Origin of the sequence: Streptosporangium carneum (genome assembly GCF_027922005.1) — a bacterium.
GTDB classification, from domain to species: Bacteria; Actinomycetota; Actinomycetes; order Streptosporangiales; family Streptosporangiaceae; genus Streptosporangium; species Streptosporangium carneum.
Genome location: NZ_BSEV01000013.1, coordinates 190,549 through 216,717 on the forward strand (window position 1 = coordinate 190,549; position 26,169 = coordinate 216,717).

Here is a 26,169-nt window from a genome sequence, read left to right on the forward strand (position 1 = left end):
GCCTCATGGCCGTTTTAGAAGAAGCCGCAGGTGGGGCCGCCCTCGGTTGGGGCGGGCCGCTCGTCGGCGCCGCTGGGGGCGTAGATCTCCAGCCGGATCCCGTCCGGGTCCTCGAAGAACACGCCCCCCGACGAGGCCCCCTCGCGGTGCGGCACCACGCCGTCGTGGTGGAGCGTGCCGCCGATCTCCCGGATCACGGTCTCCGCTCTGCGGACCGTCTCGATGTCCGGCACCTGGAACGCCAGGTGGTGCAGGCCGGGCAGGCCGGTGGCGAAGCGGCCCTCGCTCTGCTGCCAGAGGGTCACCAGGAGCTCCCCGCCGAGGCCGAGGAAGGCGTAGCGGCGCTCCGCCTGGTCGGACTCGCCGAGGACCTCGAAGCCGAAGACCTTCAGGTAGAACTCCTTCGACCTGTCGAGGTCGGAGACGTTGAGGCCGACATGGCCGGTCTTGAAAGACATCGCCGTTCTCCCCTCACGGCTTCTAACGGTCTGTTCCGTTAGAAGATGTGAGGTAAATATAACGGAACTTGATGGATTTTTCCGTTAGAAAAATGTGATGTGGATCACTGATCGTTAAGGGCGCGGCCTGGTGAGGGCTCAGGAAGAGGTCTGCCGGAAGCCGGGACGCGCGCCGCGGCGGGCCGTGGTGCGGGCCGTGGTGCAGCCCGTGCGGCCCGTACGGACCGCGCGGGGCCGTGAGGCTGGGGGCGTGGTGGGCGTGGTGGGCGCGGGGGTCAGGAGGTCCTGTGCTGGCGGTAGTGGCGGGCGGCGCGGGCCCGGTTGCCGCAGCCGACCGAGCACCACTCCTGACGGGGGTGCTCCCTGACGTAATAGAGCACGCAGCGCGGGGCCAGGCAGGCGCGCAGCTGCTCGCGGTGTGGTCCGGCCAGCAGTTCGATCGCCGCCGCCGCCAGGGCGGCCCTGACGCGCGCGGACTGTCCGGTCTCGCCGGCGGAGACGCTCACGGCCACGGGGACGCCGTCGGCGGGCCACTCCAGCCGCGGGGCCACCGGCACGGCGAGCGCCGTGGCGTTGACGAGGGCGAGGGACTCGGCGAACCCCGGAAGACGGTCGGCGTCCGCGCTGCTCACGGGGCCGGGCGCGACGGCTCTGGCGAACAGGGCCCGTACGGCCTGCCGCAACTCGACCACTTCGCGCCACAGCTCCTCGGAAGCGGTGAAGCCGGGGTCGAGCCCCAGCTCGGCGGCGTGCGCGCGGCCCCAGACGGTCATGCCCTCGACGTCGGAGAGCTCGTCCACCGGTCCGCTCCGTCTCGCGCGGACCGTGCTCACGAACTCCAGGGCCAGCATTCCCTCAGTCTAACGCCTGACACGGCCGCCACCCGTGAGACCAGCGGGGGCCTACTGACGCCGAACCGCCCTGGCCAGGATGGAGACCAGCCCCGCCAGGCCCAGACCCCCCAGGACGACGGGAAGCATGACCAGCGGCTCCAGGTCGGGCACGCTGATGAAGAGGATCCCGGAGACGATGAACAGCAGGCCGCTGAGCAGGGCCATCCAGTCGGTGCGGTGCCTTCGCGTGCGCCGCGCCGGATCCGTCTCAGGCGCCACGCCGTACCTCCACGTCTCCGATGCCCGCCTTGACGTTCAGGACCACGGTCGCCACGTCACCCTTCGGCGGCCTCTCGGGCTCCAGGACCCTGTGGTACCGGACGTCGGCCCCGCCCTCGACCGAGTGGTCGATCTTGACGTCGCCGAACTTGGTGTACCCGTTGACCTCGGCTCTGGCCGTCGCGGGCAGGATCACACTGATCTGGCCGACCGAGACGGACACGTCGAGGACGGTGCGCGATCCCGGTGGCAGCGGCAGCTCGCTCAGGTCCAGGGTTCCCTCGCCGACCCCCACCGAGTAGGTGCGGGCGATCTCCGAGACCTTCGTCGGCTCCCAGTGGTAGCTGCCGAACTTCTTCGGCATGTCGACCAGCGTCGACCCCGCCACCAGGGCGATCGCGATGACGGCGCCCGCCGCGACCAGGGCCGCGCCCCGGCCGAACCACGTGGCGACCAGCAGGCCCGCACCGATGGTGACGAGCATCGCGCCGCCGACGACCGTCAGGTTCACCGACCCTGACGTGGACTGCGTCGCCACGATGATTCCTCCGACGATCATGGCCAGGAAGATGGTGATGCCCCCGACGAACGACCTGGGCCGCTTCGGTCGGGGCGCTCTCTCGACCGGCTGGCCGTATCCGGAGAGGTCGTAGGGGGAGTAGGGCTGCTGTCGCCTGCGAGGGTCCAGCGGCCGGTAGGGGCCGTAGGGCGAGAACGGCTCCCCTGAGGAGTCGAACGAGATCCCTGCCGGGTGGTACGGGCCCGACGGCGCGCCCGCCGTCCGTGGAGCGTTTCCCGCCGGGGGCGCGCCCGCGGGCGTCGCCGGGGGCGCGGGCGGAGGGGCCGCGTGGGCGGCGTCGAAGGTCTCCGTCCGCTCCCGCGGGCCGGGGCCGGGCTCCGGCGGCGCGAGGCGCTCCCGCGCCTCCTCCCGGTACGGCCGGCTCTCCTGGTACGGCTGCGCCCGCGCGGGCGTGTCCGGCTCGGCTGCGGGCGGCTCACCGGACTCACCGGACTCACCGGACTCGGCGGGAGCGGAGACGGGGGCGGGAGCGGGAGCGGACGAGACGACGTCGGGCGGGGAGGCGAAGGGCGCGGAGGGTGTGAAGGCCGCAGGGGACGCGGAGGGTGTGAAGGCCGCGGGGGGCGCGGAGGACGCCGGCGGTGCGAAGGGCACCGACGGCGCTGACGGCTGTTCCGGGGACCGGGGAACCCGTCGTCCGCGCAGCCGGTCAGGCAGGGAACGGGCCACGGCCAGCAGGTCGACGCCGCGGGAGTGGGCGGTGAGCAGGGTGATGGCGAACAGCGTGCCGACGATCACCGTGCCGGTGCTGATGCCGTCGGAGGACAGGTTGATGATCAGGCCGAAGGCGAAGACGCCGGTCAGCAGGGCCATCACGGTCTCGGCGTCGAAGTCCCTGCGGGTCCACTGCTCCATGTATCCGGGACCGCCGTTCGTCTCCCGCATGAGCAGGAACGCCGCGACGTAGAGCATGACGCCGATCCCCGAGCCCAGGACCAGCACCGCGAAGCCGACGCGGAACAGCACGGGGTCGACCCCGGCGTAGCGCCCGAGGCCCGCGCAGACGCCGGTGAGCATCCGGCCCTCTTCGCCGCGCCTGAGCGTTCTCTCCTCATGCGGGGGCGAGAGGGGCGGCGAGTCGGACAGGGTGCTCGCCGGGTCCTGTGCGTTCCCGGTGTCGTTCATGTTCCTATCGTGGTCCTTCAGGGACCGTGACCGCATCCGGGAGACCCCTGAGTCGCCCCGGAGCGGGCGGGCCCCTCTCAGGGTCCCGTCAGGGGAACGCCTGATGCGGTGACCGCCCCCGACATGTGACGATGCTGATGATATGGCTGACAGGAAGACAATTCGCGACGCGGCGCCCGTGGCATCCGAGGAACACGCCTTCCCTCGGCTGATGAGGCCGGTTGAAGGGCGTCTGGTCGCCGGGGTCGCCCAGGGCGCGGCCGCCCAGCTCGGGCTCGACCCGGTGGTGCTGCGGCTGGCCTTCGTGCTGCTCACCGTTCTGGGCGGGATCGGCGTCGTCGCCTACGCGGCGCTGTGGATGTTCACCCCGCTCGAACCGTACGAGGGCAGGGAGCCGTCGAGGGACTGGAGCCAGATCGCCGCCTACGGGGCGATCGGGCTGGCGCTGATGGCCCTCGCCTGGCTCACCGGCGCCTCGACGGGCGGGGTCGGCGCGTGGCCGATCGCGGCCGGCGGCATCGGCTCGCTGATCCTGTGGCAGCAGGCCGACCCCGACCGGCGGCGGCGCTGGATGAGCACCACGGTCGGGCAGGTGCGTCAGAACCGGGCCCGCACGCTCGCCGGTCTGGCGCTCGTCGTCGTCGGAGCGATCGGCTTCCTGGCGGTGACCGACGAGCTGGACAACGCCCAGCCCGGCATCGTGTTCACGCTGGTGGTCGTGGGAGGCGTCGCCTTCATCGCGGCCCCCTGGCTGGCGGCGCTGTGGAAGGAGCTCCAGCGGGAGCGCCGCGAGCGCATCCGGCAGGAGGAGCGCGCCGAGTTCGCCGCGCACGTGCACGACTCCGTGCTGCACACCCTGACGCTGATCCAGCGCAACGCCCACGACTCGCGCGAGGTGATGCGGCTGGCCCGTTCCCAGGAGCGTGAGCTGCGCAACTGGCTCTACCAGCCGAAACAGGACGCCGACGTGTCGGTGGCCGCGGCCGTGCGGCGGGTCGCCGCCGAGGAGGAGGACGCGCACGGCGTGCCCATCGAGGTCGTCTGCGTGGGCGACTGCCCGCTGACGCCCGAGCTGTCCGCGATGATGCAGGCGGCCAGGCAGGCCATGGTCAACGCCGCGAAATACTCTGGATCGTCGGTCATCTCCGTCTACGCCGAGGCGGAGCCGGACGAGGTCGTCGTCTTCGTCCGGGACCGGGGCGTCGGATTCGACATGAAGGACGTCCCGGAGGACCGGATGGGCATCCGGCAGTCGATCATTGGCAGGATGGAACGCCACGGCGGCAGCGCCCGGGTGCGGACCGAGCCGGGCGAGGGTACGGAAGTGATGTTGACCATGAAACTGGAGAAGGCGTGAGCGAGCGGGCCAGCGGGCACGGCAGGCAGCGGACGTGGGCGGCGAGGGAGTTCTCATGAGCACCGTCAGGGTTCTGATCGTCGACGACCACCGTCTTTTCCGCTCGGGCGTCCGCGCCGAGCTGGGCGACTCGGTCGAGGTGATCGGGGAGGCGGAGGACGTCGAGTCGGCGGTCAAGGCCATCGCCGAGCTCCAGCCGGACGTGGTGCTGCTCGACGTGCACATGCCCGGAGGCGGAGGCCAGGAGGTGCTGCGCCGGGTCCTCGGGGCGGGTTCGCAGGTCCGCTTCCTCGCCCTGTCGGTCTCCGACGCGGCCGAGGACGTCATCGGCGTCATCCGCGGGGGCGCCAGGGGATACGTCACCAAGACCATCAGCGGTCGCGAGCTGACCGACGCGATCCGCAGGGTCGCCGACGGCGACGCGGTCTTCTCCCCGAGGCTGGCGGGCTTCGTGCTGGACGCCTTCGCCTCGAGCGAGGCCCCGCCGATCGATCCCGAGCTCGACTCGCTGACCCAGCGCGAGCGCGAGGTGCTGCGCCTGATCGCCAGGGGCTACGCCTACAAGGAGATCGCCAAGGAGCTGTTCATCTCGGTCAAGACGGTGGAGACGCACGTCTCGTCCGTCCTGCGCAAGCTCCAGCTGTCCAACCGGCACGAGCTCTCACGCTGGGCGACCGCGCGACGTTTGGTGTGATCTGTACTACCTGTAACTTATGTGCGACTCTGCGAAGTATGGGTCGTGACGTACCTGCCATGGTGTTCAGCCGGGAGGACCGCCGACGATACCGGGACAAGATCCGCCGGTCTCTCGACGCCCTCGCGCGGATGTTGCGTGAGTTCAGGTTCGAGGCCGACAGGCCGAGGGCCGGATTGGAGATCGAGCTCAACCTCGTGGACGACCGGGGCGAGCCCGCGATGAAGAACGCCGAGGTGCTGGCGGCGATCGCGCAGCCCGACTGGGCGACCGAGCTGGGCCAGTTCAACGTCGAGATCAACATCTTGCCGGAACCGCTCGAGGGGGACGGCGCCGTACGCCTTGAGAAGACGGTGCGCGACCGGCTCAACCACGCCGAGGAGCGGGCCGACACGGTCGGCGGGCACCTGGTGATGGTCGGCATCCTGCCCACGCTGCGCGAAAGCGACGTGCACGAGGGCACCCTGTCCGCCAACCCCCGCTACAGGCTGCTCAACGAGCAGATCTTCGCGGCCAGGGGCGAGGACCTGCACCTGTCGATCCGAGGCGACGAGACGCTCGACACCTACGCCGACAGCATCACCCCCGAGGCGGCCTGCACGAGCCTCCAGCTCCACCTCCAGGTCGCCCCCTCGGCGTTCGCCGCCACCTGGAACGCCGCCCAGGCCGTCGCCGGGGCCCAGGTGGCGGTCGCGGCCAACTCGCCGTTCCTGTTCGGCAAGCACCTGTGGCAGGAGACCAGGATCCCGCTGTTCGAGCAGGCGACCGACACCCGCCCCGCGGAGCTGAAGGCGCAGGGAGTGCGGCCGAGGGTGTGGTTCGGCGAACGGTGGATCACCTCGGTCTTCGACCTGTTCGAGGAGAACGCGCGTTACTTCCCGCCCCTGCTGCCCGTGTGCGACGACGCCGACCCGCAGGAGGACCTGGCCCGCGGCGTGCCTCCCGAACTGGGCGAGCTGACACTGCACAACGGGACCATCTACCGGTGGAACCGGCCGATCTACGCGGTCGTGGACGGCGTGCCGCACCTGCGGGTGGAGAACCGGGTGCTGCCCGCGGGGCCGTCCGTCGCCGACATCGCCGCGAACGCGGCGTTCTACTACGGCCTCATGCGCGTGCTGCCCTTCATGGAACGCCCGGTGTGGACGCGCATGTCCTTCGCCGCGGCCAAGGACAACCTGCACGCCGCCGCCAGAGGCGGTCTCGACGCCCGCCTCTACTGGCCCGGCATGGGCGAGGTGGTCGCGTCCGAGCTGATCCTGCGTCGGTTGCTGCCGCTCGCCCACGAGGGCCTCGCCCTGCGGGAGGTCGACGCAGACGTGCGGGACAAGCTGCTCACAATCATCGAGCGGCGGTGCGTGACGGGCAGGAACGGGGCGAGCTGGCAGACCGACGCCGTGAACGCGATGGACAACCTCGACAGGCACGAGGCGCTGCGCCGGATGACCCTGCGTTACATCGAGCACATGCACACCAATCAGCCCGTCCACGCCTGGCCCGCGATGTGAGGGACCCGGCCCTCCCGCCGTGACGTGAAGGCCTCCGCCGTTCCTGTCCGGGCGGGGCGAAATCCTTTTCCGATTGATTCGACGGCCGACGGCGCGGCATGCCAGGAAGACGAAACGTTTCTTTCACCTACGGTTGCGCTGACTTGGCGTGGCCTGATGAAAAAACGATGGAAATGACCGCGGCCGTTCTTCTCGCACCGGGAATCGTCTGGGTCACCGGGGCGACGGCCTCCGACGCGTCAGCGAGATTCCTCTACTCCTGCGATGACTTCTCCGTTTCCTCCGACCGGTGCCAGATCTCCATCAGGTGCCGGGGCGGGGCCGGTCCGCGTTTCCAGGTGCGCGGCTTTTCCGCACCTCGGGCGGCGGCCGCGGTGCCGGGACCGTCACGGGACGCCTCCGCCGGCGGTGATACGCCTCCGTGTTTACCCTGTGAATCCGCCGGAAGGCTGATGTCGCGCGGTCACGGTCCGCCTAGTCTGAGGCCGACGATCCACAGGGGGTGATGTCATGCGGAGGACGGTTCGCGAGATCGGTTGGGCCGTACGGGGCGCCTGCCGCGCGAGCGATCCCGAGATGTTCTTCCCGCTGACGCAGTCGGCCGAGCAGGAGGCGCGGGCGAAGGCGGTCTGCTCGGGATGCCAGGTGCTGGCCGACTGCCGGGCCTACGCCCTGCGCGCGGGCGAGCCCGAGGGCATCTGGGGCGGCCTCACCGTCCAGGAGCGGCGCAGCCTGCGCTTCCCCGCCGGGTGGCGGCAGCCCGCCGCCGGTTGACCGTCCGGCGCGTGGGCCGACCGTCCGGCGCGTAGCCTCGATGCGGGCGACAGAGGCGAGCCGAGAGGCGGAGAGCGTGGCTGTGCGGGGAGAGACGGACGAGAGCACGGCCGTGACGGTGGGAGCGCGGGCCGCGCTCGCGGGCGCGGTCGCCGTCCTGGCGGCGGCGAACGTGCTCAACAACCGGGTCGCCCCGAGGATGGCCCCGCTGACCTCGACCCTCACCGTGGGCGCCCTGCTCGCACTGGCCCGTCGTCACGGGGTCTCATGGTCGGAGATGGGGTTCCGTGAGCGTTCCAGGGGCCTGCTGATCGGCGGCCTCCTCGCCTCGGCCGTCGCCGGGGTCTACAGCGTGGGGATCGCCGTCCCGGCGACCCGTCGTTTCTTCCGCGACGAGCGGGCCCTGTCGCTGTCCCGCGCCCGCGCGATCGAGGAGGCGCTGCTCCAGGTCCCGTTCGGCACGGTCCTGCTGGAGGAGGTCGGTTTTCGCGGGGTGGTCCACGCCCTCGTCGCCCGCACCCACGGGACCGCCACGGCCACCGCCGTCTCCTCGGCCCTGTTCGGCCTCTGGCACGTCCTTCCCGCGATCGACATGATGGCCGCGAACCCCGCGCTGAGCCGTCTGGCGTCGGGGGAGGCCCCGCAGGACGGGGAGGCCGGAGCCGACCGCGCGCCGGATCCTCGGGGCGGCCCGTCCGCGGGCGAGGTGGCGCGGGTGGTGGCGGGCTCCGTGGCCGCGACGGCGGTCGCCGGGGTGTTCTTCTGCGAGCTGAGACGCAGGGGAGGCCTCGCCGCGCCGTCGCTGTTCCACTTCGCGACCAACTCGCTCGGCTACCTGTTCGCCCGCCTCGCGCCGCCCGACTCGACCCCCGCACCGGAGAGCCGCCCCCGCCGCGACGACCGCGAGCCCTGACCGGCCCGCCACCGTACGGGCGTCCCTGAGCGGCCCGTCACCTGGGGCGGCGACCGCATGCCTCCGCCGGGTTCTCGGTGTTCTCCGCGCGCCGGTACGGCGAGTGCCGACACGGGCGTGCCCGGCGCTTTCGCACGGTGCGCGACCCGGTGAACGTTCCCGGTCACGATGTCAGCCGGTGCGTCGCCGTACGGGGAAGCGGCCCCGGGCCGCCAGCTCGATCGTGACGAGCACGGCCACCGCCTCGGCCGCCAGCAGCGCGACCAGCACGACGAGCTGGACCACCCCGGCCTGGACCGGGCTCGCCCCGCCCAGCAGCATGCCCACGAAGGCTCCGGGAAGCGTGACCAGGCCCACGGTCGAGGTCTGGTCCAGCGGGGGCGTCAGCGCCTGGGCCGCCGCGGGACGGCAGATCTCCAGGGCCGCGTCCCGCTCGGAGAGGCCCAGCGCGAGCGCCGCCTCGACCTCGCCGTGCCGCAGGGCCAGCTCGTCGACCGCCCGCCGTCCCGCGAGCGCCGTGGCCGTCAGGCACCCGCCCAGCAGGATGCCCGCCACGGGGATCAGCGTGATGCCCCTGAAAGGCACGACGCCGGTGCCGACGAGCAGCGCGAGCACGGGCAGTGTTCCCGCGGCGACGGGAACGGCCGCCCACCGGACCGCGGGGCCGCGGGTGATCCTGCGTCCGGCGGTCCGGCTCGCCACGCCGTACATGACCGCGATGAAGGCCGCCACCGCCAGCGGCCGCTCGACGGCCCAGACGATGATCAGCGCGACCGCGCCGAGCTGGACGGCGGCCCGCAGGCACGCCACGAGCACGGCGCGCCCGTGTCCGAGGCCGCCCAGCCGGGAGACGGCCGCGCCCGCCACGGCCAGGAGGGCGACGACAACGGCGGTGAGGGGAGACAGGCCGATGGTGCTCATGGGAGCAAGGCTTCCACGCGGGCGGGGCCGCCGACGTGAGTGGTCCCCGTGCCCGGGGGAGCACGGGGACCACGGAGATCATGGATGCCGGCGTATCTCAGCGGATGTCGTCCAGGAGATCGCTCACCTGCCTTCCTCGTGTCGGCCTTCTCTTGTCGCCTCTCGTTCGCCTGCTGTCAGGCTCTTGTCCCGCTCCCTTCTCCCGTGCGTCCGGTCGGGCGTGCCCGTCCCGCCGGAACCCCTTCGGGGGACGGGCACGAGGTTCGTCCCGGTTGTCGCGGGACGGTCAGTGGGATCCGTGGTCGGACAGGCCCTCCCGCTGGATCTTCTTCCAGGACTTCGGCTCCTTGAGCTCGCCGGTCGGGGAGGCGCTCCTGGCGTTCGACGCCTGCGGGGCGGAGGCGGGCTTGCTCGGGGTGAACAGCCAGGTCTGGAAGAGAGCGCCGAGCTGCCTGCCGGAGGTCCGCTCCGCGTAGGCGACGAAGTCCTCGATGCGGGCGTTGCCGTACTTGTGGACCGTGGGCCAGCCCTTCAGGATCCTGAAGAAGGTCTGGTCGCCGACCTCGGCGCGCAGGGCCTGCAGGGCGATCGCGCCACGGTTGTACACCGCTCCGTGGAACTGGTTCTGCGCTCCGGGGTCACCCGGCTTCACCTGCCAGAACGGGTCGCCGTCCGGGTAGAAGGAGTAGGTCCACGCGGCGAGTTCCGCCGCCGTCCCCTCGCCCTCCTTCTCCGACCAGAGCCACTCGGCGTAGCGTGCGAAGCCCTCGTTGAGCCAGATGTCGCGCCAGGTCTTGAGCGAGACGTCGTCGCCGAACCACTGGTGCGCCTGCTCGTGCACCACGACGTAGGGGTTGGCCCCGAGTCGGAAGTGGCGGGGGCTGTAGAAGGGCCGCGTCTGGGTCTCCAGGGCGTAGCCGGTGGGCACGTTGGGGACGTACCCGCCGATCGCCTCGAACGGGTAGGGGCCGAAGACGCCGCTCTCCCAGTCGACGATCTCCGCGGTGCGCTCGACGCTGGCCTTGGCCGCGCCCTCGTCGGCGCCGAGGTCCCTGCTGTAGGCGTTGAAGACCGGCAGCCCGCTCTCGCTGGTGTCCCTGATGATCTCGAACTTGCCGGCCGCGAACGTGGTCAGGTAGGTCGCCTGGGGCTTGGACGAGCGCCAGTTGTAGCGGGTCCAGCCAAGGCGGGAGGCGGCCGACTGCAGGGTGCCGTTGCTGATGGCCTGGGTGCCGTCGGGGACGAGGATGGAGACGTCGTAGGTCGCCTTGTCGGACGGGTGGTCGTTGCTGGGGTACCACCACCAGGCGGCCTCGGGCTCACCGGCGGCGACACCGCCGTCGGGGGTGCGCAGCCAGGGGTTGTAGCCGTTGACCGACACCTGGGACGGGGTGCCCGCGTATCTGACGACCACGGTGATCGGCTGGTTCCTGCGCAGGGCCTGCGACGGGGTGATCTCCAGCTCGTGGGCGCCCGAGCGCGCGAAGGCGGCTTTGCGGTTGTTGACCAGGACCTCGTTGACGGTCAGCGCGAAGTCGAGATTGAACCGGGTCAGGTCCTGGGTGGCGGTGGCCGTGATGGTCGCCGTGCCCTCCAGGCGGTCGTCGGCGGGCTGGTACTTCAGCCGTAAGTCGTAGTGGCCGACGTCGTAACCGCCGTTGCCGTAGTCGGGGTAGTACGGGTCACCGACACCCGGGGCTCCCTGTCCTCCCGGCGCGGCGACGGCGGGCACGGCGGTGAACACTCCGGCGAGGGCGACGACCGCGGTGGTGAGCACTCTCTTGCGCACGTTTGTCTCCATCCAAGGATTAAGCATGCATTACCTACCTGAATACTAGGTAATACGGGTAAAGCTTACAAGAGACAGGCGCGATCTTTGTTTCAGACGGTCAGGACACGCTGGAAGGCTTCCGCGTAGCGGCCCTCCCCGAAGCCGGCCTCGGCTGCGATCCGGGAGGATCGGTCGCGTATGAGGCTTTCGGGATCCTCGAGGTGGCCGACCTGGCTGGCGTGGGCGCGCAGCGCGCTGAGCTTGCGGTCGAAGGTGTCGGTGACGTCGACGTAGTGGTCGGGCGTCTGACCGCCGTTGAGCCACACCTCCCTGACCGTCCACGCCTCCAGCCCCTCCTCGCCCAGGAGCGAGGGGAAGGTGTAGGGGTTGCGCGCGTCGGGGTAGACGGCGTCCAGCGTGGCGCCGCCGACCGCGCGGTGGTCGGGATGGCTGGGGGCGACGAACCTGTAGTTGCGCTCGGGCGTGTGGGTGATCACGAGGTCGGGCCTGACCTGACGGATGACCCGGGTGATGTCGCGCCGCAGGTCCAGGCTCTGCACCACGGTCCCGTCGCGGTAGCCGAGGAAGTGCACGTCGGTCACGCCGACGGCCTTGGCCGCGTTGACCTGCTCGGAACGGCGCAGCTCGGCCATGCCGCCGTTGTCCAGCACGCGGTCGAAGCCGCCCGCGTCGCCGTCGGTGACGACGCAGTACGTCACCTCGACGCCCCTGTCGGTGAACCGCGCGATCGAACCCGCCGCGGCGAAGTCCACGTCGTCCGGATGGGCGGTCACCACGAGCACCCGGTTGATCTCGTTCTCGGACAGCATGCGGGACTCCTCCGTTTTTCGCGCGTCGACGAATTCCCATAACCGTCCGCAGGTCCGGCGGCATTCCTTCCGCGCCCTGGACCCGGCTGTCGGCGGGCCGCCTTACCCTAGGGACGTGTCGATCCCAGCCGCTTCCCTGACCCACCCGTTGCTCGACGGGCTCAACCCCCAGCAGCGCGAGGCAGTCGTGCACCACGGCACCCCGCTGCTCATCGTCGCGGGCGCGGGGTCCGGCAAGACGCGGGTGCTGACCCACCGCATCGCCTACCTCCTGGCCGAGCGGGGCGCGCAGCCGCAGGAGATCCTGGCCATCACCTTCACCAACAAGGCCGCCAGGGAGATGAAGGACCGGGTCGACGCCCTCATCGGACCGCGCTCGGCCGCGATGTGGGTGATGACCTTCCACAGCGCGTGCGTGCGGATCCTGCGCCGCGAGGCCAAGCGGCTGGGCTTCCCCTCCGGCTTCTCCATCTACGACCAGGCCGACTCCCAGCGGCTGATGGCGATGGTCTGCAGGGAGATGGACCTCGACCCCAAGCGCTACCCGCCGCGCTCCTTCTCCGCGCAGGTCAGCAACTTCAAGAACGAGCTGATCGACTACGAGACGGCCGCGGAGCAGGCCTCGACGCACCTGGAGCGCACCCTCGCCGAGGCCTACCGCAACTACCAGCGGAGGCTGACCGAGGCCGGGGCGATGGACTTCGACGACCTCATCATGCTGACGGTCACGCTGCTGCAGATCTTCCCCGACGTGGCCGAGCACTACCGGCGCCGCTGGCGGCACGTCATGGTCGACGAGTACCAGGACACCAACCACGCGCAGTACACCCTGATCCGCGAGCTCGTCGGCTCGCCCGAGCTGCGCACCGTCGACGGCGAGACGGTCAGGGAGGGCTCGGCGGTGGAGCCCGCCGAGCTGTGCGTGGTCGGCGACGCCGACCAGTCGATCTACGCCTTCCGCGGCGCGACGATCCGCAACATCCTGGAGTTCGAGCGCGACTACCCCGACGCCAGGACGATCCTGCTGGAGCAGAACTACCGCTCGACCCAGACGATCCTGAGCGCGGCCAACGCGGTGATCTCCCGAAACGAGAGCCGCAAGCCCAAGAACCTCTGGTCGGACCAGGGGGCCGGGCCGAAGATCGTCGGTTATGTCGCGGACAACGAGCACGACGAGGCCATGTTCGTCGCGCAGGAGGTCGACAGGCTCACCGACGACGAGGGGGTCGTGCCGGGCCAGGTGGCCGTGTTCTACCGGACCAACGCGGCCTCCCGTGTCTTCGAGGAGATCTTCATCCGGACGGGCCTGCCCTACAAGGTCGTCGGCGGGGTGCGCTTCTACGAGCGCAAGGAGGTCCGTGACCTGCTGGCCTACCTGCGGGTGCTGTCCAACCCCAGCGACGTGGTCTCGCTGCGCCGCATCCTCAACGTGCCCAAGCGCGGCATCGGCGACCGGGCGGAGGCGATGGTCGAGGCGTTCGCCTCCCGGGAGCGGATCTCGTTCTGGGAGGGGCTGCGCCGGGCCGAGGAGGCGCCGGGCATGGCCACCAGGTCGCTCAACGCCATCAAGGAGTTCGTCGCGCTGCTGGACGAGCTGATCGCCAAGGTGGAGGGCACGCCGCCGTCCGAGCTGGCCCAGGAGGTGCTGGAGAGCACCGGCTACCGCGCCGAGCTCGCCGCCTCCGGCGACCCGCAGGACGAGAGCCGCCTCGAGAACCTCGACGAGATGATCTCGGTGGCCTCCGAGTTCGAGGAGGCCAACCCCGAGGGCACGCTCGTGGAGTTCCTCGAGCAGGTCTCGCTGGTGGCCGACGCCGACCAGATCCCGGCGGACGACGGCGGCCAGGGCGTGGTCACGCTGATGACCCTGCACACGGCCAAGGGGCTGGAGTTCCCCGTGGTCTTCCTCACCGGCATGGAGGACGGCGTCTTCCCGCACACGCGCTCGCTCGGCGAGCCCAAGGAGCTGGAGGAGGAGCGTCGCCTGGCCTACGTCGGCATCACCAGGGCCGAGCGGCGCCTCTACATCTCCAGGGCGGCGGTCCGCAGCTCCTGGGGAGCGCCCGCGTTCAACCCCGCCTCCCGCTTCGTCTCCGAGATCCCGGTCGAGCTGGTCGACTGGCGCGGCGACCCCGGCAAGAGCGCCTGGAACGCCGCCACCTCGCGCCGCGAGTCACGGCCCGCTCCCGCCAGGAAGCCGGGCGGGCGGCAGATCCCGGCCCTGAACCCCGGAGACCGCGTCACCCACGACGCGTTCGGCCTGGGCACGGTCGTCTCGGTCGACGGCGTGGCCGAGAAGACCAAGGTGAAGATCGACTTTGGGAGCGGCGGGGAGAAGACCCTGCTGCTGGCCTACGCGCCGGTGGAGAAGCTCTGACGCCGACGGGCGGGAGCAGGCCGGAGGGGAGGCCCGGCGCCGGAGAGGTCCCGGCGTCGACGGCCCGGGGAGCGGTGGCTCGCCGGGCCGTACGAGGGGCGGTCGCGGGCGGGGCAGCCGTCGGACGCCCTGCGGTCAGCCGTTGAAGAGCTGGACGTAGGCCTCCTCGGCCTCCTTGTCGCCGATCCGCAGTTCGTCGAAGTCGGCCACCTGGGAGGCGGGCGGCGCCTTGATGGCGGACTTCGCGCCCCAGTCGCTGTAGCGGCTGTCGTTGAGGTAGACGACGTCGACGCTGGTCAGACCCCGTATGGACTGCGTGTAGGAGGAGACGACCCGCCGGACGAGCTGGTCGGAGCCGATGTAGAGCTGCCAGCTCACCGGGAGCGGGGCGGCCTTGGCCGAGGGCTTCTTGCCGAGCAGCGTGCGGACCGTGGGGGAGATCCGGTACAGCTCGCCCAGCGTGATGGTCCCCGAGTGGACGACGGTCCGGGCGCCGTCCCACGTCCCGCCGGGACGCTTGGCCGTGGTGTGGGCCAGTGTCGCCTTCAGCGTCGCGGGCTCCAGGGGGTTGAGCAGTTTCTGCGCGGGGTTGAGCAGGGTGAGCGTGTTGTCGCGGTCACGCAGCCACTTCTTCCCCTCGGGGAGGGCGTCGCTGAAGACGCCGCCCGAGATGTACGAGACGCCCTTCACCGTGATCGTGCGGGAGGCGGTGAACAGGTCGCCGGTCTCCCCGGCGTCGCTGGGCAGGTCGAACTTGCTGGTCAGGTCCGTCGCCGTCACCCCGGTCCTGTCGAACTCCAGCACACCCCTGGTGCGGGCGTAGACCGTCCGCTGTCCCTTCCCCTCGCCGATGAGCTTGGCGGTCTCGGCGAGCTTCACGCCGTGGTGCGCTCTGAACTGGCGCTTCAGCGCCGACACGGGGTCGGTCCGGGTGGCCTGGGGGGCCGCCTGCGCGCTCTGGGCGCCGGCCGGTCCCGCGGCCACGAGCACGGGCAGGACCAGCGCGGTCACGGCGGCGCCGGCCAGCGCGGCGATCATTCGCCTCATCGGGGGAGTCCTTCGTGGATAGGCCCTCGCGTCGTCGCGGGGGGATCTTTGGGATTCTTCCTCAATACAGGAGATGCCGCAGCGAGCCGCCGTCCGCGCGACCGGACGGGGAGGGGCTGCCGAGCACGCGGGAAGGGATCCACGGGCGCGCCGGAAGGGGAGAGGGGCAGGCTCCGCGCGGGAGAGATCCACGGGCGTGCAGGAAGGTCCCCCGACGGGTGACGCCCGGCAGGCGGTGCCTGCCGGGCGTCGTGGTCACGCTCGGCCGGAGCGGTCGTCCCGGACGACCGGGTGTCGATCAGGACGACCGCTCGAGAGCGATCAGTTGTTGAGCAGCGGGATGGGCATGGTGCTGGTGTCGGCGCCCTCGCCCAGCTCGTTCGGCTTGGCGACCTGGTCGGCGGGCGGAGCCTTGACCGAGACCGGCGATCCCCAGCCGCTGTAGCGGGTGTCGATCGTCACGATGTTGTCGCGGCCGCCCCTGCTGTAGGTGGTCGTCAGCCGCTGGGGAAGCTGGTCGCCGCCGACGAACAGCTTCCAGTTCAGCACCGACTTGGCGGCCTTGCCGGACGGCTTGTAGATCGCCGTCGCGCGGTACCACGGCGAGACCTTGTAGAGCTCGCCCTGGGTGATCTTTCCGCTGTAGCTTCCGGGACGCTTGGTGACCGCGTGCGCGAGCAGCGCCTTGAGCGTCGCCGGCTCCGCGGGGTTGATCGGCTGGCCCGTCGTGCCGAGGATGCCGAGGTTGGCGCCGGGAAGGCGGAGCCAGGTCTTGCCCTCAGGGAGGTACTCGCCGAAGAAACCGCCGGAGATGTAGGTGGTGTTGCCGATGCGGACGACCCGCTCAGGCTTGGCCAGTCCGCGCAGGCCCTTGGCCTTCTCGTCCTCGGAGTCGCCGACGAGCGCCTCGATGTCGCTCGCCTTGATCCGCAGCTTCGTGGTCTGGTCGGACGCGCTGATTCCAGAGGCGCCGAACTGGAGCGTGCCCTGGCGGTCGCCGAGGACCTGGCGGATGTCGGCGCTCTGCACCTTCGTGATGTCGGAGTACTTCACGCCGTGGCCGCTGCGCAGCTGCTTCTTCAGCGCGGCCACCGGGTCGGCGGCGGCCTGGGCGTGGGCGGTCGACGCCAGGGCCGGAACGCCCAGCACGGCCGTGGCCGCGCATGCCAGACCGGCGATGTATCGCTTCAAAGGGGGATGCCTCCTGCATATACCCTCCGCCCCGTGTGGGAGGGATCAGGATATTTTCACCAGAAAAGATCACGCTGAAATCTCGTATTGGCGGAGACAAGCTAAATTAGTTGTGGATATTTCGTGCAGCACCCCCGCGGTCGTCATCGGTGAAGGCGTTGTGAAATGAAAACGCCGAACCGTGTGAACCGGTCGACGGGTTCGCGCCTGCACGTGCTGTACGGCGTGTGCTCAAGGAGGCGGCGTCGGACCGTGCCTGTCGCGGCGGGAGACGTCCGGGCGTGAATATGTCGGCGACGGCATAAAGGACGTCGCCCTGGAAAACGTCGCCGGGCGGCCGTATTCCGGGGACCGAAAACCGGCGGTCCCGGCCTTCCGAGCCGCCGCCGACCCCCGGCGCCGCATTCCGGCGCCGGGGGGCGGCGGTCGGTCTACCGCCGCTCCACCACTCGCTGCCCCTCGGACGGCACGGTGGTCGTCGGGCCGGATTCGCCGCCCTCCGCCGGGACCGCCCTGCCACGCTCGGTGCTCGCGACCGTTCCCTCACGCCCGGCGTCCGAGGCCGTTCCCTCACGCCCGGCGTCCGCGACCGTTCCCTCGCGTTCGACGTCCGGAACCGTTTTCTCGCGCCCGGCGTCGGATCCGAGCGACAGGCGGGCGCCCGCGTCTGCGGGGCCGCCCGTCCTCGCGCCCTCGATCACGACGCTCAGCGGGGTCCGCGGCTTGGCGTCATAGTCGACGTCGCGCGTGTCGATGACCTGGTCCGCGGGCGGCGGGGTGACGGTGACCAGGGATCCCCAGCCGGTGTAGCGGATGTCGTTCACCGAGTTGTCGAGGAAGCCGCCGAGCGTGTCCTCGGTCAGCACGCGGACGGGCAGCCCCCGCGTGTCGAGCCAGAGCCGCCACTTGATCTTCGACCGCCCCAGCTTGCCGAGCGGCCCGAGCCTCCACAGCTCACGGAAGGAACGGGAGACCTTGTGCAGCTGCGCCCAGGTGATCGTGCCCCGGTACTGGACGCCGCCCCGCTCGGGCAGGCGGAGAGCCGAGGTGCGCAGCATGTACCCCAGCGTGACCGGGTCGATCACGTTGAGGATCTGGTCGCTGTTGAGGGCGTCCCACGGGCCCTTCCAGTTCTCACGCACCCACGTCCTGCCCTCGGGGAGCTTGTCGAGCTCGGAGGGCTCGAAGTGGTAGTTCCTCCCGCCGACGGCGATCGTGCGACGCATGTAGACGCCCCTGCCGACGGAGGGCGTCGTGGAGGCCCGCCGTGTGATGTCCACGGCGACGATGCCCGAACGGTCGAACTGCAGGACGCCCCGGTGGCGCGCGGTCGTGACGGACCGTCCCGAGTAGCCGCGGTCCGTCTCGGTGATTTGAACGCCGTGTCCGGGGCGCAGCTGCTGCCTGAGCGCCTTGACCGGGTCGACAGGGGCGGCCTGGGCGGCCGAGGGGGCTGTGGTGACCAGCGCGGGCGCGAGCAGCGCCGCCGTCACCAGGGCGATCCATCGCCTCATGGGGTCAGCGATTCCTTACGTGAATTCTCAGGGAAGGGGAGGGGGTGCATCGTTCCATACAACGATCATGGTCGTGACGCGGGGCGGTCCGCCGACGTCCACCGTCCGATCCCTGAGGGGTTCGAGGCCGGGCGGTGGGCGGGGGTCAGCGGTCCTTCCAGGCCTTGGTCACGATGTCCAGCGGGGCCTCGGGGTCGAAGCCGAGCCGGTCCTGCACGTCGATGACCTGGTCGCCGGGCGGCGGGGCGACGGTGACACGCGATCCCCAGCCGGTGTAGCGGGTGTCGACCACCGCCTTCGCGAGGTCCTCCCAGCCGCGGTCGAAAAGGTCCTCGGTCACGACCCGGCTGGGCAGTCCCCTGTCGTCGAGCCAGAGCCGCCACCTGACCCGCCTGTGGGCACTGTCATCGCGGCGGGGGAAGGCGTCCCTGAAGGACGCGGAGACCTTGCGCAGCTCCGCCCAGGTGTTCTCGCCCCTGTACTGGACGCCGCCTCCGCCGGGCAGCCTGCGGCCCGATCCGCGCGTCAGGAACCTCAGGGTGGCCGGCTCGAACACGTTGAGGGACATCTGCTCGGTGCCGCTCCCGGCCACCCCCAGCGAGTCGCCGCGCACCCAGGTCTTGCCCACCGGGAGCCGGTCGCTCCATTCGTCGTCGGACAGGTCCGAGACGTACCACTTGCCGCCGACCTCGATCCAGCGTCTGGTGATGTCCCCTGTGCGGTATGTCAGATCCACCGCGACGATCCCGGGAGCGCCGAACTCCAGGTTGCCCGTGGTCCGGATGACCACCGGGCTTCCCTTTCCGGAGCGGATCCGCGTGGTCTCGTTGACCTGGACGCCGTGGGCGGGGCGCAGCCGTCGTTCGAGCGCCTTCACGGGGTCGGCGGGGGCGGCCTGGGCGGCCGAAGGGATTGTGGTGACCAGTGCGGGCGCGAGCAGCGCCGCCGTCACCAGGGCGATCCATCGCCTCATGGGGTCAGCGCTCCTTCCAGCCCTTGGTCACGATGTCCAGGGGAGCCTCGGGGTCGAAGCCGGAGTAGTCCTCCTGGTCGATGACCTGGTCCTCGGGTGGCGGGGCGACGGCGGAGGGCGATCCCCAGCCGGTGTAGCGGGTGTCGATCAGCGTCTTCACGCCCCCCTTCCTGCCGAGGTTGAGAAGGCCCTCGGTCACCACGCGGACGGGCAGTCCCCGCGCGTCGAGCCAGAGCCGCCACCTGACCTTCCTGCGGGCCCTGCTGTCGTCGTCGAGCAGGGTGGGGAAGGCGCGCCTGAAGGACGCGGAGACCCTGGACAGTTCCGCCCTGGTGTTCTCGCCCCTGTACTGGACGCCGCCGGGCAGCCTGCGGCCCGATCCGCGCGTCAGGAACCTCAGGGTGGCCGGCTCGAACACGTTGAGGAACGTCTGCCCGGAGCCGTTCCCGAGCGACAGCGACGAGTCGCTGCGCACCCAGGTCTTGCCCGTCGGGAGGTCGTCGTACGGGTCACCGGAGGTGTACCTCTTGTCGCCGACGACGATCTCGCGTGTGGAGAAGGTCCCTACCTCCTTGATCGGTGGCTGGACGCGGATGTTCTGCGTCTGGTCGGTGGCGACGACCTCGGTGCCGTGCCGGGAGACGCCGAACTCCAGGCTCCCCGTCAGCCGGCCGATCACCTGCGTCTTCTTGTCGAGGAAGAACCTCTGGGTCTCGGCGACCTGGACGCCGTACCCGGGGCGGAGGTGTGGTTTGAGCGCCTTCACGGGGTCGGCGGGGGCGGCCTGGGCGGCCGAGGGGGCGGTGGTGACCAGTGCGGGCGCGAGCAGCGCCGCCGTCACCAGGGCGATCCATCGCCTCATGGGGGGATGTCCTTTACATGAGCCTGGCTCGGGGGAGGAAAGGCATCCTTTCAGATGAGGATCATGGATGTGGCGTTATTTGTGGCGGCCCATGAAGTTCGGCGGAGCGTGGCCGGTTACGCTGCGGACAGCTCTTCCGTTGCGCGTGGAGCGCGGACAAGGAGGTCTGCATGAATGCCGAGTCGAGGATTCGCGTCGTCATCGCCAAGCCCGGACTGGACGGGCACGACCGGGGTGTGAAGATCGTGGCGCGGGCGCTGCGGGACGCCGGGATGGAGGTCGTCTACACCGGCCTGCACCAGACGCCCGAGCAGATCGTGCGCACCGCGATCCAGGAGGACGCGGCGGCGGTCGGGCTGTCCGTCCTGTCGGGAGCGCACATGACGCTCTTCGCCAAGGTGATCGAGCTGCTGGCGGAGAACGACGCGAGTGACATCGTGGTGTTCGGCGGTGGGATCATTCCCGAGGCGGACATGCCCGAGCTGGAGCGCATGGGCGTGGCCCGGGTCTTCACCCCGGGAGCGACGACGCAGGAGATCGTCGAGTGGGTGCGAAGCGCGATTCCTTCCCGTGTGTGACATTCGCGTCTCACCTACAAGGACCCGGTGACCTGGCCATGCCGCTCGGGGGGCTAGGCTTCATTGGCGCAAAAACGTCAGGCTCCCCCGAGAGCGTGGAGCCGGCCCGCCCACATCTGTACACCAGCCGCACAAGCAAGGACGGACCCTCGTGGACCTGTTCGAACATCAGGCGAAGGAGCTCTTCGCGGAGTACGGCATCCCGGTGCCGCGCGGTATCGTCGCCCACACCGTGGAGGAGGCGCGCGCCGCAGCCGAGGAGCTGACCGGCCGTGTCGTCGTCAAGGCCCAGGTCAAGACCGGTGGCCGCGGCAAGGCGGGCGGCGTGAAGGTCGCCGACGACGCCGCCGACGCCGAGCAGAAGGCCACCCAGATCCTCGGCATGGACATCAAGGGCCACACGGTCCACAAGGTCCTGATCGAGGAGGCCAGCGCGATCGCGGAGGAGTACTACTTCTCCTTCCTGCTCGACCGCGCGAACCGCACGTTCCTCGCCATCTGCTCCGCCGCCGGCGGAATGGACATCGAAGAGGTCGCGCACAGCGCCCCGGAGAAGGTCGCGAAGGTCCCGGTCTCCCCCCTCGACGGGGTCGACCGCGCCAAGGCCCGCGAGATCGCCGTCGCCGGCGGTCTGCCCGAGGTCGCGCTCGACGGCGCCGCCGAGCTCATCGAGAAGCTCTGGGCCGCCTTCGTCGACGAGGACGCCTCCCTGGTCGAGGTCAACCCGATGATCCTGTCCGCCGACGGCCAGGTGAAGGCCCTCGACGGCAAGGTCACCCTCGACGACAACGCCACCTTCCGCCAGGCCGACCACTCGGTCTTCGAGGACAAGGCCGCCGAGGACCCCCTCGAGGCCGCGGCCAAGGCGAAGGACCTCAACTACGTCAAGCTCGACGGCAGCGTCGGCATCATCGGCAACGGCGCGGGCCTGGTCATGTCGACCCTCGACGTCGTCGCCTACGCCGGCGAGGCCTTCCCCGGCCAGCCCAAGCCCGCCAACTTCCTCGACATCGGCGGCGGCGCCTCGGCCGAGGTCATGGCGGCCGGCCTGGAGATCATCATCTCCGACCCCGCCGTGAAGTCGATCTTCGTCAACGTCTTCGGCGGCATCACCGCCTGTGACGCGGTCGCCAACGGCATCGTCTCGGCCTTCCAGCTGCTGGAGGGGCGCGGCGAGGCCGTCAGCCGCCCGCTGGTCGTCCGTCTCGACGGCAACAACGCCGAACTCGGACGGAAGATCCTCGCCGACGCCAGCCTCAAGGGCGTCGAACTGGTCGACACCATGGACGATGCGGCCAAGCGTGCCGCCGAGCTCGCTGCGGTAGGTGCGTAATGGCTATCTGGCTGACCGAGAACAGCAAGATCATTGTTCAGGGCATGACCGGCGGCGAGGGCACCAAGCACACCCGCCGCATGCTCGCCTCCGGGGCCCGCGTCGTCGGCGGCGTCAACGCCCGCAAGGCCGGCACCACCCACGAGGGCCTGCCCGTCTTCGGCACCGTCAAGGAGGCCATCGAGCAGACCGGCGCCGACGTGTCGGTCGTGTTCGTGCCCCCGGCGTTCACCAAGGACGCGGTCAAGGAGGCCATCGACGCCGAGATCCCGCTCTGCGTGGTGATCACCGAGGGCGTCCCGGTCCACGACACCACCGAGTTCTGGGCCTACGCCGTCGCCAAGGGCAACAAGACCCGCATCATCGGTCCGAACTGCCCCGGCATCGCCTCCCCCGGCGCCTCCAACGCCGGCATCATCCCCGCCGACATCACCACCGCGGGCCGCATCGGCCTGGTGTCGAAGTCCGGCACGCTGACCTACCAGCTCATGTACGAGCTGCGTGACTTCGGCTTCTCCACCGCCGTCGGCATCGGCGGCGACCCGGTCATCGGGACCACGCACATCGACGCCCTCCAGGCCTTCCAGGACGACCCGGCCACCGACGCGATCGTGATGATCGGTGAGATCGGCGGAGACGCCGAGGAGCGCGCCGCCGCCTACATCGAGCAGCACGTGACCAAGCCGGTCGTCGCCTACGTCGCGGGCTTCACCGCCCCCGAGGGCAAGACCATGGGCCACGCGGGCGCGATCGTGTCCGGCTCGGCGGGAACCGCCCAGGCGAAGAAGGAGGCTCTGGAGAAGGTCGGCGTCCGCGTCGGCAAGACCCCGAGCGAGACCGCTCGCCTGATGCGTGAGGTCATGCAGTCCCGCTGACCCCCTGGCTCGCAGGCAGAGGCGCCCGTCTTCCCGCGGGCGCCTTTCCTGTCTCTCCGGCCCCGGACGCTCACCACCGTACGGCGGAGAAGTCGACGGGCCGGGGCCGGAGCGCCCGCACCCGCGTCGTGAGTTCCCTCAGCCGCCGGGACATCTCCTGGGCCGGAAGCCGCCTGCGGTCACCGTGGCCGGGAAGGAGCCACTCGAAGCGGAGCCGGTCAGCCGTGCGGGCCAGGGAGGCGGCCAGCTCCTCTATGGAGTACCAGGTGACGCTCTCGGCCACTTCGAGGTCCCCCGTGGTGCGCGACCAGTAGAAGCTGTCGCCGCTGAAGCAGTACCGCTCGTCGGCGACGTAGAGCACGCTCCCCCGGGTGTGCCCGGGGAGGGGGTGCGCCGTGACGTTCTCGGCGATCTCGATCGGGTCGACGCCCCGGATCACCTGGTCGGCGTCCGGCGCGGCGTCGAGGTCGCCCTCGTGGATCCACAGGCGGGCGCCGAAGCGGTCGGCGTAGCGGCGGCCGTGCGCGGCGTGGTCGCGGTGCGTGAGCAGCACGTCGGTGACGGGCCCCAGCCTTTCGTACCGCGACGCCAGGCCGCGGTCCCAGCGCGGGGTGTCGATCATCATCATGGTCCCGGAGGGACGGCGCAGCAGGTAGGAGTTGGCTCCCGCGGTGTGCTGGGAGTTGTGTCCGCACAGATGGACGGTGTCGTCGAGCGCGATCGGGAAGGGGTCCGCCTCCGGGGCCGGCGTCCGGGACGAGTGCCGGATCGACCGGGTGGGGCAGGCGAAGGCGGCCGCGTGCAACCGTCCGGTCTCCGCCGCGCCGTCCGGCTGGCGGAGCATCACCGAACGGCCGTCGACCTCGCCGACCAACCCCGGGGCGAGCTGCCGGGCGACGTCGCAGTTCGTGCAGCGGTCGTCCACGTACCACCCCTCTTCGCCGCCGGGCCGGTTCGCCGCCGCGTCGCTCTCCTGCGCCCGTACGGGGGCGGCTGATCTGTCCATGGTGCCCTCTCCTTCGTGAGCCGCCGAGGTCCGGCTGCCTGCCCTTCAGGAATATCGCGCAGTGCGCGAAAAAAGGAAGACGGCTCCCTTCTTGTGTTTTCCCGGCGACCCGTATCTCATCATCGCCCCTGGTCAGAGCGGGAAACCGTATTTTCTGGCGAATTCGGACAGCGATAATCGGCGGAAGTCTCGACCCGCCGTGTCCCCGGCTTCGAATTTCTCTCTGACATTCATTGAGAATCGTCCGGTGTCGCCCGGAGCCGCGTGCGGCCGGTCGCGCCGGACCGGCCGTCCGGACCCCGGCCCCGGATCCCGGTTCGGGGGCCGTCCGGACTCCTGTCCCGCGGCGCGCCCGAGGTCCACGACGCGGCCTTCCCGCCCGGCCCCGCCCGGCCCCGCCCGGCCCTGCCCGGCCCCGCCCGGCGCCGTACGGCACGCGGCCTGAGGGCCGGTCCACACGGCACACGCGACACGCGGGGCGAAGAAGTCTCTTCCATACGGAAGATCCTGAGACCATCGACTATTGTGACGGCCCTTCTCGATCAGCTCCGGACGGCTCCCCGCAACGTCCTCAGCCGCATCCCCCTGCCCGGCGGCGTCACGGGCGACGACGAGGACGTCCGCAGGCCGCTTCCCGTTTCCGGGATGCTCGCCGCGGCCTGGACGCTCAGCGTGGGGCTCGCGGTGCTCACCACCTTCACCCTGGTCGGCTGGATCGCCTCTCCCAAGGGCGCGCTCGGCACCGGCCTGCCCGGGGTGTTCCGCACCGCCGCGCAACTCTGGCTGGCGGCGCACCACGCCGGGTTCGCGATCCCCGGAGGCTCGGTCGGGCTGCTTCCCCTGGGTCTGACGGTCCTTCCCGCCTTCCTGCTGTACCGCGCGGGGATCTGGATGGCCAGGGACGCCGACCTGCGGCTGCGCCTGCCCGCCCGGCTGCCGAAGAACAGCCCGAAGGACGAGGCCAACGCCCGCAGGCGGGCACAGCTGGCGCTGGTCGCGCAGGCGGGCATCTCGCTGGCGGCGCCGTACGCGCTGCTGGCCGGGGTGATCGCGCTGATCACCGACAACGAGATCACCCAGCCGTTCCTCGGCGACGCCCTGCTCAGCCACCTGGTGCTCGCCTTCATCGCGGGCTCGCTGGCCACCGCCAGGACGATCGGGCCGTGGCGGCTGATGCTGCGGCTGCTGCCGGAGCGGCTGCGCGCGGTCCTGCTCAGCTCGGCCGTGGCGCTGGGGATCATGCTCGTGGCGGGAGCGGTCCTGGTGCTCGGCTCGATCGTGGTGAACTTCGGCCAGGTCAGAGCGCTGTCGGAGATCCTGTCGCCGGGCTTCGTCGGAGGCCTGCTGCTCCTGCTGATCCAGGTGCTCTACCTGATCAACGCGATCATCTGGGGGATGGCCTACATCACCGGCCCCGGGTTCGCCGTCGGCGCAGGCACACTGGTCGCGCCGACGGGAGTCCAGCTCGGCACCGTGCCCACCCTGCCGATCCTGGGAGCCCTGCCCGACGCCGGGCCGACCCCGGCGTGGGCGATGGCGGTGGTCGTGCTGCCGTTCGCGGCGGGAGCGGTGGCCGGTGTCCTGAGCGTCCGCATCGCGCCCTCGCCGTCCTACGAGGGCGCGCCGCTGTGGGGGTTCGTCTGCGGGCTGGCGACCGGGACGGCGGCGGGGGCGCTGGCGGCGCTGTCCGGAGGCTCGCTCGGCGGGGGCAGGCTCACCGCGGTCGGTCCCGCGGCGTGGGAGGTCATGCTCTCGGTGACGCTGGAGGTCGGCGTCGCCGCCGGGATCTCGGCGGGCCTGGCCAACTGGTGGCTGATCTTCCGAGGCCACAACACCGCCGTGACCAAGGCGGCGGAGAGGGTCGGCACGGCGACCGCGCCGGTCCGCAAGGCAGGCGTCAAGATCGCCAAGGCGGCGGGGTCGGTGGCGAGCAAGGTCGGACTCGCCGAGCCCGACGAACTCGGCAAGCTCCCCGGCCACTGGCTGGACGCCACCGAGTGCGACACCCAGCCGATCCCGGTCATCCGGGACGACTGGGAGGACGAGCACGCCCCGGCCGCGGAGGCCCCGCCGAAGGCCGCGCATAGGGAACCCCCGCGCCCGCCGCGCCGTGACATCGTCGACGAGTCGGACGACAAGGGCGGTCATGTGATCTACCTCGACCCCTACGCCTGGGACCGCGACGAGTGACCCGGCCCCCGGCGTCCGTCTCCCCTCTCCTGCCCCTTCCGGGGGCGAAGGGGCGACGAGTCCTCCGAAGACGCCTGCCGGTGGAGGGCGTGAGAGGCGCGTCGGCCATGAGGGCTGTCATGTCCTGGTCGGCGGACGAGGATCGCTGGCACGATCTCATCGTGGTGTTGAGGACGTCTG

The 26,169-nt window shown here is 70.8% G+C and carries 23 protein-coding genes; 10 read left to right on the top strand and 13 right to left on the bottom strand.

Features of this window, described 5'->3' with window-relative positions; genetic code table 11:
* Window positions 1–14: 14 nt before the first annotated feature.
* The 4 genes from PKF00_RS26190 to PKF00_RS26205 form a co-directional block, all read right to left on the bottom strand.
* Window positions 15–458, bottom strand: a complete 444-nt coding sequence (locus tag PKF00_RS26190) for a VOC family protein (RefSeq protein ID WP_271220289.1) — start codon at window positions 456–458, stop codon at window positions 15–17.
* 275 nt (window positions 459–733) lie between these two features.
* Window positions 734–1,309 (bottom strand): CGNR zinc finger domain-containing protein, encoded by a 576-nt coding sequence (locus PKF00_RS26195; RefSeq protein ID WP_271220290.1) that lies wholly within the window; start codon window positions 1,307–1,309, stop codon window positions 734–736.
* A gap of 51 nt (window positions 1,310–1,360) precedes the next feature.
* The gene (locus tag PKF00_RS26200) at window positions 1,361–1,570 is read right to left on the bottom strand and encodes a hypothetical protein (protein WP_271220291.1); all 210 of its coding nucleotides are present in this window, start codon (window positions 1,568–1,570) and stop codon (window positions 1,361–1,363) included.
* Window positions 1,560–3,275 carry a PspC domain-containing protein gene (locus tag PKF00_RS26205; protein WP_271220292.1) on the bottom strand — a complete coding sequence of 572 codons (1,716 nt, stop codon included), beginning with the start codon at window positions 3,273–3,275 and terminating at the stop codon, window positions 1,560–1,562. The genes PKF00_RS26200 and PKF00_RS26205 overlap by 11 nt, the downstream gene beginning before the upstream one ends.
* Window positions 3,276–3,417: 142 nt before the next feature.
* On the opposite strand from PKF00_RS26205, the gene PKF00_RS26210 reads away from it, so the two are divergent.
* From PKF00_RS26210 to PKF00_RS26230, 5 genes are all read left to right on the top strand, one after another.
* The gene (locus PKF00_RS26210; RefSeq protein WP_271220293.1) at window positions 3,418–4,632 is read left to right on the top strand and encodes an ATP-binding protein; all 1,215 of its coding nucleotides are present in this window, start codon (window positions 3,418–3,420) and stop codon (window positions 4,630–4,632) included.
* 55 nt (window positions 4,633–4,687) lie between these two features.
* Window positions 4,688–5,326: a response regulator gene (locus tag PKF00_RS26215; protein ID WP_271220294.1), complete on the top strand. Its 639-nt coding sequence runs from the start codon at window positions 4,688–4,690 to the stop codon at window positions 5,324–5,326.
* A 38-nt stretch (window positions 5,327–5,364) separates the two neighbouring features.
* Entirely contained in the window at window positions 5,365–6,834 is a 1,470-nt protein-coding gene (locus PKF00_RS26220) for a glutamate-cysteine ligase family protein (protein ID WP_271220295.1), read from the top strand.
* 510 nt (window positions 6,835–7,344) lie between these two features.
* Complete coding sequence (locus tag PKF00_RS26225) at window positions 7,345–7,608, top strand: WhiB family transcriptional regulator (RefSeq protein WP_271220296.1); 264 nt, start codon at window positions 7,345–7,347, stop codon at window positions 7,606–7,608.
* A 76-nt stretch (window positions 7,609–7,684) separates the two neighbouring features.
* Complete coding sequence (locus PKF00_RS26230; protein WP_271220297.1) at window positions 7,685–8,521, top strand: CPBP family intramembrane glutamic endopeptidase; 837 nt, start codon at window positions 7,685–7,687, stop codon at window positions 8,519–8,521.
* 171 nt (window positions 8,522–8,692) lie between these two features.
* On the opposite strand, the gene PKF00_RS26235 is transcribed toward PKF00_RS26230, so the two are convergent.
* From PKF00_RS26235 to PKF00_RS26245, 3 genes are all read right to left on the bottom strand, one after another.
* On the bottom strand, window positions 8,693–9,442 hold the full coding sequence (locus tag PKF00_RS26235; protein WP_271220298.1) for an ABC transporter permease: 750 nt from the start codon (window positions 9,440–9,442) through the stop codon (window positions 8,693–8,695).
* A 286-nt stretch (window positions 9,443–9,728) separates the two neighbouring features.
* Window positions 9,729–11,231, bottom strand: coding sequence for a M1 family metallopeptidase (locus PKF00_RS26240; protein ID WP_271220299.1), 1,503 nt, complete (start codon window positions 11,229–11,231; stop codon window positions 9,729–9,731).
* Window positions 11,232–11,323: 92 nt separating this feature from the next.
* Window positions 11,324–12,043 (bottom strand): PIG-L deacetylase family protein, encoded by a 720-nt coding sequence (locus PKF00_RS26245; protein WP_271220300.1) that lies wholly within the window; start codon window positions 12,041–12,043, stop codon window positions 11,324–11,326.
* A gap of 121 nt (window positions 12,044–12,164) precedes the next feature.
* Here PKF00_RS26245 and pcrA point away from each other — a divergent pair, with 121 nt between their 5' ends.
* Entirely contained in the window at window positions 12,165–14,420 is a 2,256-nt protein-coding gene (gene pcrA / locus PKF00_RS26250; RefSeq protein WP_486389275.1) for a DNA helicase PcrA, read from the top strand.
* 135 nt (window positions 14,421–14,555) lie between these two features.
* Here pcrA and PKF00_RS26255 read toward each other — a convergent pair whose 3' ends face one another.
* From PKF00_RS26255 to PKF00_RS26275, 5 genes are all read right to left on the bottom strand, one after another.
* Window positions 14,556–15,467 carry a hypothetical protein gene (locus PKF00_RS26255; protein WP_271220301.1) on the bottom strand — a complete coding sequence of 304 codons (912 nt, stop codon included), beginning with the start codon at window positions 15,465–15,467 and terminating at the stop codon, window positions 14,556–14,558.
* A gap of 321 nt (window positions 15,468–15,788) precedes the next feature.
* Complete coding sequence (locus PKF00_RS26260) at window positions 15,789–16,658, bottom strand: hypothetical protein (protein ID WP_271220302.1); 870 nt, start codon at window positions 16,656–16,658, stop codon at window positions 15,789–15,791.
* A gap of 431 nt (window positions 16,659–17,089) precedes the next feature.
* A complete protein-coding gene (locus tag PKF00_RS26265) occupies window positions 17,090–18,172 on the bottom strand; it encodes a hypothetical protein (RefSeq protein ID WP_271220303.1) in 1,083 nt (360 codons plus the stop codon).
* Window positions 18,173–18,317: 145 nt separating this feature from the next.
* Window positions 18,318–19,145: a hypothetical protein gene (locus PKF00_RS26270; RefSeq protein WP_271220304.1), complete on the bottom strand. Its 828-nt coding sequence runs from the start codon at window positions 19,143–19,145 to the stop codon at window positions 18,318–18,320.
* Window positions 19,146–19,149: 4 nt separating this feature from the next.
* A complete protein-coding gene (locus PKF00_RS26275; protein ID WP_271220305.1) occupies window positions 19,150–20,007 on the bottom strand; it encodes a hypothetical protein in 858 nt (285 codons plus the stop codon).
* A 170-nt stretch (window positions 20,008–20,177) separates the two neighbouring features.
* On the opposite strand from PKF00_RS26275, the gene icmB reads away from it, so the two are divergent.
* The 3 genes from icmB to sucD all read left to right on the top strand — a co-directional run bounded on the left by icmB (window position 20,178) and on the right by sucD (window position 22,793).
* Window positions 20,178–20,585: a coenzyme B12-dependent isobutyryl CoA mutase small subunit gene (gene icmB, locus PKF00_RS26280; protein ID WP_271220306.1), complete on the top strand. Its 408-nt coding sequence runs from the start codon at window positions 20,178–20,180 to the stop codon at window positions 20,583–20,585.
* Window positions 20,586–20,736: 151 nt separating this feature from the next.
* Window positions 20,737–21,918, top strand: coding sequence for an ADP-forming succinate--CoA ligase subunit beta (sucC, locus tag PKF00_RS26285; protein ID WP_271220307.1), 1,182 nt, complete (start codon window positions 20,737–20,739; stop codon window positions 21,916–21,918).
* Entirely contained in the window at window positions 21,918–22,793 is an 876-nt protein-coding gene (sucD, locus tag PKF00_RS26290) for a succinate--CoA ligase subunit alpha (protein ID WP_271220308.1), read from the top strand. Before sucC ends, sucD begins: the two co-directional genes overlap by 1 nt.
* A gap of 70 nt (window positions 22,794–22,863) precedes the next feature.
* Here sucD and PKF00_RS26295 read toward each other — a convergent pair whose 3' ends face one another.
* A complete protein-coding gene (locus PKF00_RS26295) occupies window positions 22,864–23,799 on the bottom strand; it encodes an MBL fold metallo-hydrolase (RefSeq protein ID WP_271220309.1) in 936 nt (311 codons plus the stop codon).
* 525 nt (window positions 23,800–24,324) lie between these two features.
* On the opposite strand from PKF00_RS26295, the gene PKF00_RS26300 reads away from it, so the two are divergent.
* A complete protein-coding gene (locus PKF00_RS26300) occupies window positions 24,325–25,989 on the top strand; it encodes a cell division protein PerM (protein WP_271220310.1) in 1,665 nt (554 codons plus the stop codon).
* Window positions 25,990–26,169: the final 180 nt, after the last annotated feature.

Coding starts and splice junctions, on each gene's coding strand:
- PKF00_RS26190 (WP_271220289.1), bottom strand. CDS start 458: ATGTCTTTCAAGACCGGCCATGTCGGCCTCAACGTCTCCGACCTCGAC.
- PKF00_RS26195 (WP_271220290.1), bottom strand. CDS start 1,309: ATGCTGGCCCTGGAGTTCGTGAGCACGGTCCGCGCGAGACGGAGCGGA.
- PKF00_RS26205 (WP_271220292.1), bottom strand. CDS start 3,275: ATGAACGACACCGGGAACGCACAGGACCCGGCGAGCACCCTGTCCGAC.
- PKF00_RS26210 (WP_271220293.1), top strand. CDS start 3,418: ATGGCTGACAGGAAGACAATTCGCGACGCGGCGCCCGTGGCATCCGAG.
- PKF00_RS26215 (WP_271220294.1), top strand. CDS start 4,688: ATGAGCACCGTCAGGGTTCTGATCGTCGACGACCACCGTCTTTTCCGC.
- PKF00_RS26220 (WP_271220295.1), top strand. CDS start 5,365: ATGGGTCGTGACGTACCTGCCATGGTGTTCAGCCGGGAGGACCGCCGA.
- PKF00_RS26225 (WP_271220296.1), top strand. CDS start 7,345: ATGCGGAGGACGGTTCGCGAGATCGGTTGGGCCGTACGGGGCGCCTGC.
- PKF00_RS26235 (WP_271220298.1), bottom strand. CDS start 9,442: ATGAGCACCATCGGCCTGTCTCCCCTCACCGCCGTTGTCGTCGCCCTC.
- PKF00_RS26245 (WP_271220300.1), bottom strand. CDS start 12,043: ATGCTGTCCGAGAACGAGATCAACCGGGTGCTCGTGGTGACCGCCCAT.
- PKF00_RS26255 (WP_271220301.1), bottom strand. CDS start 15,467: ATGAGGCGAATGATCGCCGCGCTGGCCGGCGCCGCCGTGACCGCGCTG.
- PKF00_RS26265 (WP_271220303.1), bottom strand. CDS start 18,172: ATGAGGCGATGGATCGCCCTGGTGACGGCGGCGCTGCTCGCGCCCGCG.
- PKF00_RS26270 (WP_271220304.1), bottom strand. CDS start 19,145: ATGAGGCGATGGATCGCCCTGGTGACGGCGGCGCTGCTCGCGCCCGCA.
- PKF00_RS26275 (WP_271220305.1), bottom strand. CDS start 20,007: ATGAGGCGATGGATCGCCCTGGTGACGGCGGCGCTGCTCGCGCCCGCA.
- icmB (WP_271220306.1), top strand. CDS start 20,178: ATGAATGCCGAGTCGAGGATTCGCGTCGTCATCGCCAAGCCCGGACTG.
- sucD (WP_271220308.1), top strand. CDS start 21,918: ATGGCTATCTGGCTGACCGAGAACAGCAAGATCATTGTTCAGGGCATG.
- PKF00_RS26295 (WP_271220309.1), bottom strand. CDS start 23,799: ATGGACAGATCAGCCGCCCCCGTACGGGCGCAGGAGAGCGACGCGGCG.